The 13,742-nt window shown below is 65.6% G+C and carries 16 protein-coding genes; 9 read left to right on the top strand and 7 right to left on the bottom strand.

The features are described 5' to 3' along the window. Positions 1–18: 18 nt before the first annotated feature. Positions 19–1,653, bottom strand: a complete 1,635-nt coding sequence (locus HEQ22_RS05415) for a long-chain-fatty-acid--CoA ligase (RefSeq protein WP_432770176.1) — start codon at positions 1,651–1,653, stop codon at positions 19–21. Between the two features lie 176 nt (positions 1,654–1,829). On the opposite strand from HEQ22_RS05415, the gene HEQ22_RS05410 reads away from it, so the two are divergent. Beyond that, on the top strand, positions 1,830–2,294 hold the full coding sequence (locus HEQ22_RS05410; protein WP_432770175.1) for a MarR family winged helix-turn-helix transcriptional regulator: 465 nt from the start codon (positions 1,830–1,832) through the stop codon (positions 2,292–2,294). On the opposite strand, the gene HEQ22_RS05405 is transcribed toward HEQ22_RS05410, so the two are convergent. Both HEQ22_RS05405 and HEQ22_RS05400 read right to left on the bottom strand, forming a co-directional pair. Then, the gene (locus HEQ22_RS05405; protein WP_432770174.1) at positions 2,291–2,866 is read right to left on the bottom strand and encodes an NADPH-dependent FMN reductase; all 576 of its coding nucleotides are present in this window, start codon (positions 2,864–2,866) and stop codon (positions 2,291–2,293) included. The two genes, HEQ22_RS05410 and HEQ22_RS05405, sit on opposite strands and share 4 nt — an antisense overlap. 970 nt (positions 2,867–3,836) lie before the next feature. Beyond that, positions 3,837–4,343 carry a MarR family winged helix-turn-helix transcriptional regulator gene (locus HEQ22_RS05400; RefSeq protein WP_432770173.1) on the bottom strand — a complete coding sequence of 169 codons (507 nt, stop codon included), beginning with the start codon at positions 4,341–4,343 and terminating at the stop codon, positions 3,837–3,839. 236 nt (positions 4,344–4,579) lie between these two features. Here HEQ22_RS05400 and HEQ22_RS05395 point away from each other — a divergent pair, with 236 nt between their 5' ends. Both HEQ22_RS05395 and HEQ22_RS05390 read left to right on the top strand, forming a co-directional pair. Further along, entirely contained in the window at positions 4,580–6,055 is a 1,476-nt protein-coding gene (locus tag HEQ22_RS05395) for a cobyric acid synthase (RefSeq protein ID WP_432770172.1), read from the top strand. Beyond that, positions 6,052–7,056 carry a histone deacetylase family protein gene (locus HEQ22_RS05390; protein WP_432770171.1) on the top strand — a complete coding sequence of 335 codons (1,005 nt, stop codon included), beginning with the start codon at positions 6,052–6,054 and terminating at the stop codon, positions 7,054–7,056. The genes HEQ22_RS05395 and HEQ22_RS05390 overlap by 4 nt, the downstream gene beginning before the upstream one ends. Positions 7,057–7,099: 43 nt before the next feature. Here HEQ22_RS05390 and HEQ22_RS05385 read toward each other — a convergent pair whose 3' ends face one another. The 4 genes from HEQ22_RS05385 to HEQ22_RS05370 all read right to left on the bottom strand — a co-directional run bounded on the left by HEQ22_RS05385 (position 7,100) and on the right by HEQ22_RS05370 (position 11,220). Beyond that, positions 7,100–9,268, bottom strand: coding sequence for a TonB-dependent receptor (locus HEQ22_RS05385; RefSeq protein WP_432770170.1), 2,169 nt, complete (start codon positions 9,266–9,268; stop codon positions 7,100–7,102). 42 nt (positions 9,269–9,310) lie between these two features. Further along, the gene (locus HEQ22_RS05380) at positions 9,311–9,490 is read right to left on the bottom strand and encodes a hypothetical protein (protein WP_432770169.1); all 180 of its coding nucleotides are present in this window, start codon (positions 9,488–9,490) and stop codon (positions 9,311–9,313) included. Further along, positions 9,487–10,653, bottom strand: a complete 1,167-nt coding sequence (locus HEQ22_RS05375) for a PepSY-associated TM helix domain-containing protein (protein ID WP_432770168.1) — start codon at positions 10,651–10,653, stop codon at positions 9,487–9,489. The genes HEQ22_RS05380 and HEQ22_RS05375 overlap by 4 nt, the downstream gene beginning before the upstream one ends. A gap of 102 nt (positions 10,654–10,755) precedes the next feature. Next, the gene (locus HEQ22_RS05370; protein ID WP_432770167.1) at positions 10,756–11,220 is read right to left on the bottom strand and encodes an Lrp/AsnC family transcriptional regulator; all 465 of its coding nucleotides are present in this window, start codon (positions 11,218–11,220) and stop codon (positions 10,756–10,758) included. Between the two features lie 126 nt (positions 11,221–11,346). Here HEQ22_RS05370 and HEQ22_RS05365 point away from each other — a divergent pair, with 126 nt between their 5' ends. The 6 genes from HEQ22_RS05365 (at position 11,347) to HEQ22_RS05340 (ending at position 13,727) form a co-directional block, all read left to right on the top strand. Next, positions 11,347–12,399: a Leu/Phe/Val dehydrogenase gene (locus HEQ22_RS05365; RefSeq protein ID WP_432770166.1), complete on the top strand. Its 1,053-nt coding sequence runs from the start codon at positions 11,347–11,349 to the stop codon at positions 12,397–12,399. A 17-nt stretch (positions 12,400–12,416) separates the two neighbouring features. Further along, positions 12,417–12,674, top strand: a complete 258-nt coding sequence (locus tag HEQ22_RS05360) for a hypothetical protein (protein ID WP_432770165.1) — start codon at positions 12,417–12,419, stop codon at positions 12,672–12,674. Between the two features lie 151 nt (positions 12,675–12,825). Then, on the top strand, positions 12,826–13,032 hold the full coding sequence (locus HEQ22_RS05355) for a cold-shock protein (RefSeq protein WP_432770164.1): 207 nt from the start codon (positions 12,826–12,828) through the stop codon (positions 13,030–13,032). A gap of 3 nt (positions 13,033–13,035) precedes the next feature. Next, on the top strand, positions 13,036–13,296 hold the full coding sequence (gene infA, locus HEQ22_RS05350; RefSeq protein ID WP_432770163.1) for a translation initiation factor IF-1: 261 nt from the start codon (positions 13,036–13,038) through the stop codon (positions 13,294–13,296). A 34-nt stretch (positions 13,297–13,330) separates the two neighbouring features. Continuing rightward, positions 13,331–13,471, top strand: a complete 141-nt coding sequence (locus tag HEQ22_RS05345) for a hypothetical protein (protein WP_432770162.1) — start codon at positions 13,331–13,333, stop codon at positions 13,469–13,471. A gap of 37 nt (positions 13,472–13,508) precedes the next feature. Beyond that, on the top strand, positions 13,509–13,727 hold the full coding sequence (locus HEQ22_RS05340; RefSeq protein ID WP_432770161.1) for a hypothetical protein: 219 nt from the start codon (positions 13,509–13,511) through the stop codon (positions 13,725–13,727). The last annotated feature ends 15 nt before the right edge of the window (positions 13,728–13,742 follow it).

Genomic DNA, 13,742 nt, shown 5'->3' with positions numbered 1-13,742 from the left:
CTCCTATTATGATATTGGTCAGCGGGTGACTTCAAAAGGCAGCTTGTACCCCTCCAGCCCCGCGCGGATCGCCTTTTTGTCGATCTTGCCCGTCGGGCCGAGCGGGATGCTGTCGACGAACAGCACGTCGTCGGGCATCCACCATCTGGCGATCTTGCCGTCGAGATATTGCACCAGATCGGCGGCAGCGGCTTTCGCGCCGGGTTTGAGCTGGCACAGCAGGATCGGCCGCTCGTCCCATTTCGGATGCGCGACGCCGACCACCGCGGCATTGGCGACCGCGTCGTGCCCCATCGCAATATTCTCGATCTCGATCGAGCTGATCCACTCGCCGCCCGATTTCACGACATCCTTCGCGCGATCGGTGATCTGCATATAGCCTTCGGCGTCGATCGTGCTGACGTCGCCGGTATCGAAGAAGCCCTCGTCGTCGAGCACCTCGCCGCCCTCGCCGCCATAATAGGCGGCCGCGATCGTCGGGCCTTTGACCATCAAGCGGCCGGGCGTCTTGCCGTCGTGCGGCAAGCGCTGGCCGGCATCGTCGACCAGCTTCATGTCGAGCCCGCACAGCAGCCGGCCCTGCTTCAATTTATAGGCCATCTGCTCAGGCTCGGACTTTGCCGCGACCGACGCATTGGGCACCGACACCGTGCCGAGCGGCGAGGTTTCGGTCATGCCCCAGCCCTGGATGACGTCGACGCCATAATCGTCGCGGAAGGTGCGGACGATCGATTCGGGGCACGCCGACCCGCCGATCGTCACCCGCTCCAATGTCGTGAAGCTTTTGCCGTTTTCCTGCATATATTGCAACAGCATCTGCCACACCGTCGGCACCGCGGCAGAGTAAGTGACCCCCTCATCCTCGATCAGATGATAGATCGATTCGCCGTCCATCCGCTGCCCCGGCAGCACCAGCTTGGCGCCGACGGCGGGCGCCGAATAGACGACCCCCCAAGCATTGGCGTGATACATCGGCACCACCAGCAACACCGTGTCACGCGCCGACAGCGCGAGCGCGTCGCGCTGCAGCGTCATCAGCGCGTGGATATAGTTCGACCGGTGCGAATAGAGCACGCCCTTGGGATTGCCTGTGGTGCCGCTGGTGTAACAGAGTCCGCACGCGGTCTTTTCGTCGAACCCGCCCCAGACATATTCGGCGGGCTGCCCGGCGATCCAGTCGTCGAACGCGGTCGCGGCAAAGCTGGTTTGCGGCAACGACGCGCGGTCGCAAAAGAAGATCACCTTTTCGATCGACGGCACCTGCGGCAGCAATTCTTCGACCAGATCGGCGGTCGCCGGGTCAGCGATCAGCAAGCGGTCGCCGGCGTGATTGGCGATATAGGCGATCTGTTCGGGGAACAGGCGCGGATTGAGCGTGTGGAGCACCGCGCCCATCCCCGCCGCGCCGTACCAGGCGGCCAGGTGCCGCGCGCCGTTCCACGCCATCGTCGCGACGCGGTTGCCCGGCCCGATCCCCTCGGCAGCCAAAGCGTTCGACACCCGTTTCGCCGCGGCGTGCACGTCGGCATAGGTCGACCGCGTCACCCGCCCCTCGGCATCGCGCGAGACGATTTCGCGCGCGCCGTGCCAGTTCGCCGCATGGTCGATGATCCGGTCGACCGTCAGCGGCACATCCTGCATCAAACCGTCCATCTTGGTTCGTCTCTCCCGCATTCGCCGGCGCCGGCCTGTGCCGGTCGCCTCACAGAAAGATAGTATCCTAAGTATTTTGCCTTTGCAACGCCGCTGCGCCTTGCTTCGCAGTGACCGCTCTTCTAGCTTGATGTGGTCGGCGTGGGGCCGCAAGCGGGGATTGAACACGGCGTCGCATGCGTAAAAACCAACTCATCATCGCCCTGTTCCAGCGCTTCTGCTGGCTCGACGAAGGATTGCAGGCGCGGCTGCACGATCATGGCTGGCCCGACGTCAACCGGCCGCAATCGATGGTGATGACCAACATCGTCAGCGGCATCGTGCGCCCGTCGGACATCGCGCGCAACATGGGCCTGTCGCGGCAGGCGATCCACAGCACGATCGGACAGATGGTCAAACTCGGCATCGTCCGGCTCGACGTCGATCCGCAGGACCGGCGCCACATGATCGTCTCGCTCACCGCCCTCGGCGCGCAGATGCGCGCCGATGCGCAGCAGGCGATGGACGCCCTCACCGCACAGATTTCCGACGTGCTTGGCCAGAAAGAATTCGACGCGCTGCTCGCGGCGCTCGAAGCCGACTGGGGCGACAATATCGCCCGCGAACCGACGCCGAAAAAGCGCCGCGCCGCAGCGGCTTAGGCCGCCAGCGCTCTCGCGACCGCGACCAGCCGGGCCGCGGTCATGTCGACCAGCGACGCCGGCAGTGCCTCCTTGAGTGCGCCCGCCGCATCGAACGCCGCGTGCGCGTTGGGCACCACGACCTGATCGGGGATGACGAGCATCTGGACCGTCGAGAGGATCTGGCGCAGATGCATCAGGCCGCGCAGCCCGCCGAACGGGCTGATCGACGCCGACATGATCGCTGCCGCCTTGCCGCGATAGGCGGTCAGCGCCACCAACCCCTCGTCGCCCGTCGGCCGCGACGCCCAGTCGATCGCATTCTTGAGCAGCGGCGGCAGCGAGCCATTATATTCGGGCGACACGAACAGCAGCCCGTCCTGCACGGCGAAGATGCCCTTCAGCTTCAAGGCATCGGGCGGGAAAGCAGTGGCCTCGAGCGCCGCCGAGTAGAGCGGCAGGTCGAATACCCCGAGATCGACCCGGGTCACCTGCGCGCCATGCGCGGCAAGGCTTGCGGCGGCGAGGTCTCCCAAGGCACGGTTATACGATCCCTCGCGCGTGCTGCCGACGATTACCGCTAGGCTGGTCATTTTCCCTCCCGGACAAAATAATTAGTATACTAACCTATCGTCCCGCAGATGGGCAACCGCCTTTGCGAAGGCCGTTATGTAGATTGCGGGATGGCGTCTGTTTTGGGGCGGGGAGCGGACGTTTGCTCATTTCTGTACCCCGGCAAAAGCCGGGGCCCCGAGCGTTGGAAAGCTGGCTTTGCGTGATGACGCCCTGGACCCCGGCTTTCGCCGGGGTACACCGCATTCAGGTCTGCAACTGGTCGTCAAAGGCCATCCCTCAATCCGTTCGTGTCGAGCGAAGTCGAGACACCCTTCGACCTCACACCACGACTTCGCTCGATGCGAACGGGGTTAAGTAGGGCAGCTTCCGGTCGTTTCCTGCCATTCCATCCAGATTGGCATTCAAATGGCCGAAATGGGGTGGTGAGCGGTCTGGCGGCTTTCGGTAAAGCCTTGTGGATAGCAGACATAGGATCGGTTACGATCGGCTATGTTTGCCCTCCTACTAACAGCATTAGCAGCTTCCCTGACTGCGCCCACTGAGCCGTTGAAGGGACAGCTTCAGTCCGCGATCTGGGCCGACCTTCAGTTGAACGCCATGATCGGGAACGGCAATTGGCTCGCCTCGCTCTGGTATAACGCCGGAAGCGACACAGCGTCCGATCTGCACATCCGAGAGCTAACGTGCTCTCAGGACGGTTCGGTTCAGCGATGCTCTTTTGCGCTCCATCGAGATGGTGGTCCGAAAGAGGTGATGGGAGAGACAGCCCCCGACGCTCTTATCTGCTTAGCCGACTTTGGGAAGACCGACGACGGATGGTCGATTTCTCATACGCCGCCGCACAAGGTCGGCCACAGTCAGACTTCTATGCGGTGTAAAATCCTGAAGCGGTGAACGTCCGCTATCGGGAAATGCGAACACTCTGCTCACCATCCGAAATCGGTCGAAACTCGCCATTCCGGCCCAAGCAACCGCCCCCTCGAACCATCACGCCTTCACATCCGAAAGCACCGACAGTTTGCGGGTTTCGTCGGACAGATTGTCGATACACCGCCGCAGCAGCCGTTGCAGCACTTCGACCTCTTCGTCGGTCATGCCGTTGGTCGCGATCTCGTGAATCTCGGCGTTCATCGGCGCCAGCACCAGTTCGAGCGCCTTGGCATGCGGGGTCAGGAAAATGAACGTCTTGCGCCGGTCGTCCTCGGTTTTCTTGCGCGTGATCAGCCCGGCCTTTTCCAGCCCCTTCAGCGCGACGACGGTGGTCGGCTCGCGCATTCCGACGCGTTCGCTGAGTTCGCGCTGGGTGATCCCGTCCTCGCGCCATAACTGCCGCAGAAAGCGCCATTGCCCCGCAGACACATCGTGCGTCAGCGTGCGCCGTTCCAGCAGCCGCGAGAAGGAGCGGAACACGACCCGCGCCAGATAGCCGATGCTGTTTTCGGGATCGGTATAATATTCGGCGGGATGCCGGGTGTGCTGTTTTTTTGTGGCCAAGACGCTGATCCCCTGCTGCCGCCCGCGGTGTAACCCTTGCCCCGCGCTGACCCGAACCTTAGGACACGAAGAATCGCGCGGCAACCGCCTTCCCGTCCGAATCCACTGGCAAGATTGGATGAATCGACGCGCGCGGCGCCAGCGGCGTCTTCGGCGCTGGCGTTTTTGAACAAATGCCCGCAGAGCCGGTTGGCCGCGCAGGCCTTTGGCGCCGCCCGGAAACGAGGAGCATCGAAATGGCGGCGTTGATGCTTCAGGGGACGGGATCGGACGTCGGCAAGTCGGTGCTCGTCGCCGGGCTGTGCCGGGTGTTTGCCAATCGCGGCCTCAGGGTGCGGCCGTTCAAGCCGCAGAATATGTCGAACAACGCCGCGGTCACCAGCGACGGCGGCGAAATCGGACGGGCCCAGGCGCTGCAGGCGATGGCGTGCCGCGCCGCGCCGCACAGCGACATGAACCCGGTGCTGCTCAAGCCGCAGGCCGACCGGACGTCGCAGTTGATCGTCCACGGTCGCGTCCGCGGGACGCTGGGCTCGGGCAATTTTCGCGCAGCGCGCGGCGCCTTGCTGGACGAGGTGCTGCAAAGTTACCACCGGCTGCGCGCCGATTGCGACCTCGTCGTCGTCGAGGGGGCGGGATCGCCGGCCGAGATCAACCTGCGCCAGGGCGACATCGCCAACATGGGCTTTGCCCGCGCCGCCAATGTGCCGGTGGTGCTGGTCGGCGACATCGACCGCGGCGGCGTGATCGCCGCGATCGTCGGCACCAGGGCGGTGCTCGACCCCGCCGACGCCGCGATGATCCGCGGGTTCCTGATCAACAAGTTCCGCGGCGACCCGGCGCTGTTCGACGATGGCTATCGTGAAATCGAAGCGCGCAGCGGGTGGACCGGCTTTGGCGTGGTGCACTGGCTCGCCGCGGCCCGGCACCTGCCCAGCGAGGATGCCGTGATCCTCGAACGGAGCAGCGCCGCTCCGGGCGCCGTCACCATCGCCTGCCCGATCCTGCCGCGCATTTCGAACTTCGACGACCTTGATCCGTTCAAGCTCGAACCCGCGGTGCGGCTGGTCATGGTGCCGCCCGGCCGGCCGATCCCGGCCGAGACCGCGCTGATCGTGCTCGCTGGATCGAAAGCGACGATCGCCGATCTGGCGGCGTTGCGCAGCGAGGGGTGGGACATCGACATCGCGGCGCATCGGCGGCGCGGCGGCCTCATCTTGGGGCTGTGCGGCGGTTATCAGATGCTGGGCCGCAGCATCGCCGACCCCGACGGCATCGAAGGCGCACCAGCCACCGCCACCGGCCTCGGGCTGCTCGCGGTCGACACAAGGCTGGCTGCGACCAAGACGCTGCGCCACGTCGACGGCCTTGCGCTCGGAGCCCCGGTCACGGGGTATGAGATGCACATGGGCGAAACCACCGGCCCCGACACCGATCGGCCGTTCGCCACGCTCGGCGACCGCGACGACGGCGCGGTCAGCCCCGACGGCCGCGTCATGGGTACGTATCTGCACGGACTGTTCGCACGGAGCGAGGCGCGCGCCGCCTTGCTCGCGCGCCTCGGCCAGCTTGCCGGCGGGGCCGATTATGATAGCCATGTCGATACGGCGCTCGACGACATCGCCGCCGAACTCGAACGGCATCTCGCGATCGATGCGCTGCTCGATCTGGCGCGCAGCGCCGGCGATGCCGGAAAATGGAGCCCGCAATGAAACGCTTTTTCGACGACCGGCAGTTGCGCCACGCCCCGGCGCGCGAATTGCACAACGGCGACTGGACCGATCATGCCGAAACCGTCGCGCGACCGCGATCGATCCTGTCGGCGCTGGACGATTGGCAGCCGGTGCGCGATTTCGGCCGCGAGCCGCTGCGCGCGGTGCACGACGACGCCTATCTGGACTTCCTCGAGGGAGCCCACGCCGAATGGATCGCGGCGGGACGCACCGGCGATGCGATCGGTTACACCTTTCCCGTCGTGCGCCGCCGCGCGCTGCGGCTCGACCGCATCGACGCGAAGCTCGGCGCGTACAGCTATGACGCCGGGACGCCGATCACCGCGGGAACATGGGACGCCGCCTATTGGTCGGCGCAAACCGCGCTGTCGGCGCTCGACCGGATCGCCGGCGGCGACCGGTCCGCCTTTGCGCTGTGCCGGCCGCCGGGGCACCACGCCGGGCGCGATTACCTCGGCGGCTATTGCTACCTCAACAATGCCGCGATCGCGGCGCGGCGCGCGCAGGCGCTGAATCTCGGACCGGTCGCGATCCTCGACATCGACTATCATCATGGCAATGGGACGCAGGACATCTTCTATGCCGATCCCGACATCTTCTTCGCCTCGATCCACGCCGACCCGCGCTGTGACTATCCCTTCTACTGGGGGCATGCCGACGAAACCGGCGAGGGCGCGGCGATCGGCACCACGCTCAACCTCCCGCTGCCGCGCGGCACCGACGGCGCGGCGTACCGCCCCGCCCTCGACCGCGCGCTCGCCGCGATTACACGGTGGAGCGCACGGATGCTCATCCTATCGTTCGGCGCCGACACCTTCGTCGGCGATCCGATCTCGCACTTCGCGCTCGAACGCGACGATTACCGGGAGATAGCCGCCGCAATTGCGGCGCTCGATCTGCCGACGCTGATCGTGATGGAAGGCGGCTATGCCGTGGGCGAGCTCGGCGCCAACGTCGCCGCCTTTCTCGACGGCTTCTGACAGTGGAACGAGCCGGCGGCGCTGGCCGCCGGCCCATGTCGTCCTAAAAGTCGATCGATGCCGAGGCCTTGAAGGTGCGCGGCGTGCCCTGGAGCAACTGGGTGCCGAAGCTGCTGAACGCCGACGCCCAATAGCGCTGGTTGGCGACATTATCGACGTTGAAGCGCAACGTCAGCGGGCTGTCGCCGACCGCGGTCACGAAGCGCATACCCAGATCGAAGCGGGTCCAGTCGTCGAGGGTCAGCGTGTTGACCTCGTTCACCGCCTGCTGCCCGGTGTGCACGATGCGGCCGGTCAGGGTCAGGCCGGGCACGAAGGCCAGATCCCACTCGACATTGGCGTTGGCCAGCCATTCGGGGATGCCGGTGGGATCATTGCCTTCGTTCACCCCGCCGGGGGTGCGGCGCAATTCGGGATCGTTGACCGACACGCCACCGATCAGCCGCAGCCCGGCCGCCAATTCGCCGGCAAAGGTGAATTCGACGCCGCGGTTGCGCTGTTCGCCGAACGGGCCGAAGCGCAGGAAGCCCGCATTGTCCGGATCGCGCTGAACGATGGCGTTGGGCCGATCGATCTGGAACAGCGCCAGCCCCAAGTCGATCGCGCCGAGCGACAGCTTGCCGCCTACCTCATATTGCACCGACTTGAACGGCGGCAACACTTCGCCGGCATTGAAGATCGGCAGTTCGGCGCCGGTGTCGGGATCGATGCCGGTGATCCCAGCGGTCGCGCCCTGCACCAGCCCTTCGATGCGGTTGGCGTAGAGCGATAGGCCCTCGGCGGGCTTTACGACGAGGCCGACGACGGGGGTGATCGCATCCTCGCGGTAGGTACCGGTCAGCGCGCCGCCGGCGTAAGAATAGGACTGGACCTTGATCTGTTGCAGCCGCAGCCCGCCGGTCAGCAGGATGCGGTCGTTCCAGAAACCCATGGTGTTCGACGCGAACATGCTGGCGACGCGGTTGCGGCCGATCGGATAGGGATTGTCGATATCGCCGCCGATGAAACCCGACGGCGGCCGCGCCACGACGACCGGATCGTAGAGATTGGTGGCATAGGTGCCGGCAAAAAAGTCGAACGCGTTGCGATTGACCTGCCAGCTGACCGTGCCGCCGAAATTGATTTCGTGACTGATGCCGCCGCCATCGAGCTTGACCCGCAGCCCGGCGGTCGCCGCCTCGTTGTTGTCGGTGCGCGGGACATAGGAACCGCTGCCGGTCGACGCCCCGGTGAGCACATCGTCGACGGTGATCGATGAGGTATATTGCTCCTCCGACCCGTCGCGCGCGCCGACGCGAGCGTAGAAAAGCGCGTTTTCGGCAAGGTCATATTCGAGGCTGAGGGTGCCGAAGAGATCCTCGGTCTCGATCACCGCCCACGGCTGGCCATAGTTGGTATCGGCAGCGGGCACGCGCGGGATCGCGGTGCTGATCGCGACCTTGGGCCGCCAGCTCTGGTGCCGCAGCCGCTGGTAATTGGCGTTGAGCGACAGGCGGAGCGGGCCGCCGTCAAAATCGATCGTGCCGCCAAGGACGTAGCTTGAGTGAAACTCGTTATCGATCGCGATGTCGCCGCGCCGCGCCGCCGCGTTCAACCGGACGCCCCATTCGCCGCCGGCGCCGAAACGGCGGGCGACATCGAAGGCGCCGCCGAAATGGGCGTCCGAGGTGTAGCCGAGCGTCGCGCGGGTGAGATCGCGATCGGCGCGCTTGGCGATCAGGTTGACGCTGCCGCCGATGCCGCTGCCGCCGGGCGCGGCGCCGTTCAGAAACGCGCTCGCGCCGTTGATCACCTGGACCGACGAAAACAGCTCGGGCGCGACCAGCTGGCGCGGCGTGATGCCGTAAAGCCCGTCGAACCCGATATCGTCGGAGTTGAGGGCAAAGCCGCGGATGACGAACACTTCGGCGGCGGTGCCGAAGCCGAGCGTGGTGCGGATCGTCGGATCGTTCTCCAGCACTTCGCCCAGCGTATCGGGCTGCTGGTTGAGGATCAGCGCCTCGTTGTACGAGCGGACGCTGAACGGCACATCGGCCGCCGCCTTGTCACCCAGCACCCCGACATTGCCGCCGGCGGTGACTTCGGTCGCATTGTTGCGCTGCGCGGTGACGACGATATCGTCGCTGTCCTGCGCTGCGGCCGGCGCGGCCATGGCGAGCATCGCGGTGCCGACGGACAGGCCGAGCATCGTGCGGGTGCGGAGGTCGTTCACTTTTTTGGTCCTTTCGATCGCGGGTGGGTCCCGCGGGATGATTCAGGTGCGGCGGACTTTCATCGCCCAGCCGACGGCAAAAACGGGTATCGCGAGCGCCGCCCACGCCGCCGCATCGCGGAGCCCGTCGCCGGTGAGCGCGACGACGAGCCCGGCGATGCTGACCAGCGCGAGCAGCAGCGGGACGGCGAAAATCGCGCGGAGACGGCGCGCGCGGCTCATTCGGCGGGGACGATCGTGCCGCCGCTCTCGACTTCACGAACCAGCGCGTCGGTGCCCGACCGGCGCTTGCCGAGCCAAAGATAGAGCCCCGAGCCGAGGACGATCATCGTGAAGACGGTGAGCAGCGCCCACAAGATCTTGAGCGGCAGCCCGCCATAATCGCCGAAATGCAGCGGCTGCGACAGGGCGAGCGCCTTGACATACCAGGGCATCGGCCGCGCGTCGGTGAAGTCGCCCGTCTCGGCATCGATGAGCGCCGAGGTCAGCAGCCGCTCGGTGAGCGGGGTGTCGCCCTGGAAAAAGACCGCATAATGATGCTTGCTGCTGAAGGCGCCGCCGGGAAAGGCGATGAATTGCGGATTGTTACCGGGGATTTCCTGCCGCGCCGCCGCCATCGCGCGATCGATCGAGCCGTAACGTGCGGGCGGCACCGCGCCCTTGCCAGCATAGGCGCGTGTCATCTCGGCGAGCTCGGTCAGTTGCCAATATTGGAAGATCGGGGTCGCGAGCGCGTTGATGACCCCGGTCGCGCCGACGACGGTCATCCACGCCAGCGCGACGATGCCGAGCAAGTTGTGATAGTCGAGCCATTTGACGCGGCGGCTGCGGCTCGTGCGCAGCGTACCGAAGTCGAGCTTGCGCATGAAGGGCGCGTAAAGCACGACCCCCGAGACGATCGCGATCACGAACAACAGCCCCATCAGCCCGAGGAACAACATGCCGGGCAGACCCAGGAACATGTCGGTGTGAAGCTGGAGCAAGAAATGCATCACCCCGCTTTCATCGACCGCGCCGGTCGCTTCGCCTGTCGAGCGATCAAACAGCTGGATCGTCATATCCTCGGCGGTGGAATCGGGTGCGGGCGCGGTGGTGATCGTCATCGACGGCTGGTCGTTGTCGAAGGCCATGAACACAGGAACCTCGCCCGGACGTGCGGCGAGCGCCTTGGCCAGCATCGCGTCGAGCGGCTGCAGGCCGGGCGCGTCGCCCGACGAGCCGACGCCGGGCATGCCGAACTGCGGCGGCGCTTCGGTCAGTTCGTCGATTTCATGGTGAAAGATCAACGGCAGCCCGGTTACGCACAGCATCAACAGGAAGGCGGTGCAGACGATGCTGGTCCATTTGTGCACCAAGAACCAGGTCCGGATGGTCGATCGCTGCATGGCGTGCGGGTTTTCGATGCTATTGCGAGGAATAATCAATAGCGCCCTATGGCTATCGGGCCGGTTTTACAACCTGTTTCGTGTGCGCGGGCAGCGCGCCCGTCAGTGCAGCGGCAGCTCGGTCGTCGACTTGATCTCCGACAGGGCGACGGTGGAGTTGATTTCCTGCACCCCCGCCAGCTTGCTGAGCTGGTCGAAGAAAAAGCGTTCATAGGCGTCGATGTCTTTGGCGACGACCCGCAGCATGAAATCCATGCTGCCCATCAGCACGTAAGCATCGAGCACTTCGGGAAAGGAGCGGATCGCGTCGCTGAATTCGTCGAGGTTGGCGCGGCCGTGCGCGTTGAGCTTCACCTGCGCGAAGATATGCGCGTTCAGCCCGACCTTGCGCCGGTCGATCACTGCGACGCGCTTGCGGATATAACCGTCGCGTTCGAGCCGGTCGATGCGCCGCCAGCACGGCGACGCCGACAGGCCGACGCGCTCCGCGATCTCGGCGGTGGTCTGGCTCGCGTCGCGCTGCAGCTCGCGGAGGATCTTTATCTCAAATGGGTCGAGGTCGGTCATAATTTTCTCGTTTTTTGTCAATGCAGGTCATTTTATCCGAAAATATGCGTGAATGCACGCAAGAACGAACAAGATTGACCGCGGAAGCGATGCGATAAGCCGGGCATCCCGCGAAGGAGAGTTTTCATGGTTGCCCGCCCTGCCCGCCTGACCCCGCCGATCGAGTGCGTCCGTCTTCACGATGCCGACGCCCAGCTCGACGGCGTGATCGCGATCCATTCGACCGCGCTGGGGCCGGGGGCCGGCGGCTGCCGCCTGTGGACCTATCCAACGATGGACAACGCGCTGACCGACGCAGTCCGCCTCGCCGAAGGCATGAGCTACAAGAATGCGCTCGCGGGACTGCCCTTCGGCGGCGCCAAGGCGGTATTGCGCAAGCCCGCCGGCGAATTCGACCGCGCCGCGCTGTTCCGCGCCTTCGGCCGCGAAGTCGAGGCGCTGGGCGGCCTCTACATCACTGCCGAGGACGTCGGCACCTCGGTTGCGGATATGCAGGAGGTCGCCAGCGTTTCGCGCCACGTCGCCGGCCTGCCCGGCCGCGACGACCGCGCCGGCGGCGACCCGTCGCCGTGGACCGCCAAGGGCGTGTTCGAAGCGATGCGCGCCGCCGCTGCCGTCGCCCTCGGCCGCGACCTTGCGGGGCTTGCGGTCGCGGTGCAGGGCACCGGCAATGTCGGCGCCGAACTCTGCCGCCTGCTGGCCGATGCCGGCGCGCGGCTGGTGATCGCCGATCCGAACCCGGCGCGGCGTGACCGACTGGCGCGAATCCTCGACGCGCACGTCGTCGATCCCGCCGAGATCGCGACCGCCGACGTCGATATCTTCGCGCCCTGCGCGCTCGGTGCCGCGCTCGACCGCGCCAGCGTCGCCGCGATGAAGGCGCGGCTGGTGTGCGGCGCCGCGAACAACCAGCTGGCCACTCCCGACGTCGCGGCGCTGCTGCTCGAACGCGGCATCGCCTATGCCCCCGACTATGTCGTCAACGCCGGGGGGATCATCAGCGTGTCGGCCGAATATCTGGGCGAGAGCGAGGCCGATGTGGCAAGCCGGGTCGGCGCGATCGCGCCGCGCGTCGCCGCGCTGATCGAGCGCGCGGCGCGCGAACGCCGCTCGCCCGCGCATGTCGCCGACGAGCTGGCCGAAGACGTGATCGCCGGCGCCCAGCGCGTCGCGGCATAGTGCCGGGCGCCCGGCCGATGTGGCGGTTCAGCATCTCCGCGCGCGTCGATCCGCAGACGCTGCCGCGGCTGGTGGCCGGCTTCGCGCAGCGGGCGATCGTGCCGCATGAAATGACAATGCAGATCGCGGGCGACACAATGCGCGTCGATGTGGCGGTATCCGACCTGCCGCCCGCGCAGGCAGACATCATCGCGGCGAAATTACGCGAGCTTTTCGCGGTCACCGCGGTCGTCAGCGCGCCGTGCGCCGCGGCGGTTAAACCCGGCCAACCTTGACTTTTCAGCCCGCTAGGTCCATATCGGCCTCGCTAACGTCGCCTGCGACGGAAATATGATGCCTTCCGGGTGGATACTTCCCTTCACACGCTACCAGCTCCGCCGGTGCTTTTGCCGGTGGATATTTCTGTTTTCGTGAAAGGAAACACCCATGCCGACCGGCACCGTAAAATTCTTCAACACCGACAAGGGCTATGGCTTCATCTCGAATGAAGACGGCTCGGGCGACAGCTTCGTCCACATCACCGCCGTCGAGCGCGCCGGAATGGGCACGCTCAACAAGGATCAGCGTATCACCTATGACCTGGAAACCGACAACCGCGGCAAGACCTCGGCTGTGAATCTCCAGTCGGCCTGATTTTTGGCCAAGGAAGAAATACTGACCTTCGATGGCGTGATCGACGAGATCCTCCCCGACGCCCGTTTCGGCGTCGTGCTGGAAAATGGTCATCGCATCATCGCTTACACGGCTGGCCGGATGCGACGTTTTCGCATCCGGTCGGTCGTCGGCGATGCGGTACGCATCGAAATGACCCCCTACGACCTCAGCAAGGGCCGCCTCGTCTATCGCGAGCGCGGCGCCGGTGTTCCGGTCGGTGCGGGTCCGCGCAAGCGCCGCTGAGCGGCGCGCGCCATTTACAAGATTACAGGATAAGATGTTTCAACATAGTCATTCGTTTACCAAGACTTCGCATTTCCAGCCGCCGCAGACGGTGGCCCCCGCCAGGATGGCCCGGCGATCGCCGACCCTGTCGCGCACCGAATTGCGCCGCCTCATCGCCGACATGATCGACTGATCGCGCCGGCGCGACCACAACTTCAGGAGAACAGCCCGTGTCGACAACCAGCGACTATTATCTGACGCAGGCCGAAAAATGCGCGGTCGACGCGGCTACCTCCACGCTCATCCAGGTCCGCGATCGCAGCCTCCGCGCCGAACAGGCGTGGCGGCAGATGGCCGACCGGGTTATCCGGACCGAAGCCGCGCGCGCCGAAAAGGACAAGAAAGCGGCGATCGCGGTCGAGGAAGCGCGCAACAGCGCCCCGGCCTGATTCCGCTGGCCCGAC

It is taken from the genome of Sphingopyxis sp. (assembly GCF_050916055.1).
Classification (GTDB): domain Bacteria; phylum Pseudomonadota; class Alphaproteobacteria; order Sphingomonadales; family Sphingomonadaceae; genus Sphingopyxis.
This window is presented reverse-complemented; position numbering and strand designations above follow the sequence as displayed.

Bases quoted from the DNA above. Each gene is read 5' to 3' on its own strand.
- HEQ22_RS05380 (WP_432770169.1), bottom strand. From the start codon at position 9,490: ATGAGCCGCGCGCGCCGTCTCCGCGCGATTTTCGCCGTCCCGCTGCTG.
- HEQ22_RS05360 (WP_432770165.1), top strand. From the start codon at position 12,417: ATGTGGCGGTTCAGCATCTCCGCGCGCGTCGATCCGCAGACGCTGCCG.
- HEQ22_RS05345 (WP_432770162.1), top strand. From the start codon at position 13,331: ATGTTTCAACATAGTCATTCGTTTACCAAGACTTCGCATTTCCAGCCG.
- HEQ22_RS05375 (WP_432770168.1), bottom strand. From the start codon at position 10,653: ATGCAGCGATCGACCATCCGGACCTGGTTCTTGGTGCACAAATGGACC.
- HEQ22_RS05365 (WP_432770166.1), top strand. From the start codon at position 11,347: ATGGTTGCCCGCCCTGCCCGCCTGACCCCGCCGATCGAGTGCGTCCGT.
- HEQ22_RS05415 (WP_432770176.1), bottom strand. From the start codon at position 1,653: ATGGACGGTTTGATGCAGGATGTGCCGCTGACGGTCGACCGGATCATC.
- HEQ22_RS05370 (WP_432770167.1), bottom strand. From the start codon at position 11,220: ATGACCGACCTCGACCCATTTGAGATAAAGATCCTCCGCGAGCTGCAG.
- HEQ22_RS05405 (WP_432770174.1), bottom strand. From the start codon at position 2,866: ATGACCAGCCTAGCGGTAATCGTCGGCAGCACGCGCGAGGGATCGTAT.
- HEQ22_RS05410 (WP_432770175.1), top strand. From the start codon at position 1,830: ATGCGTAAAAACCAACTCATCATCGCCCTGTTCCAGCGCTTCTGCTGG.
- HEQ22_RS05390 (WP_432770171.1), top strand. From the start codon at position 6,052: ATGAAACGCTTTTTCGACGACCGGCAGTTGCGCCACGCCCCGGCGCGC.
- HEQ22_RS05355 (WP_432770164.1), top strand. From the start codon at position 12,826: ATGCCGACCGGCACCGTAAAATTCTTCAACACCGACAAGGGCTATGGC.
- HEQ22_RS05395 (WP_432770172.1), top strand. From the start codon at position 4,580: ATGGCGGCGTTGATGCTTCAGGGGACGGGATCGGACGTCGGCAAGTCG.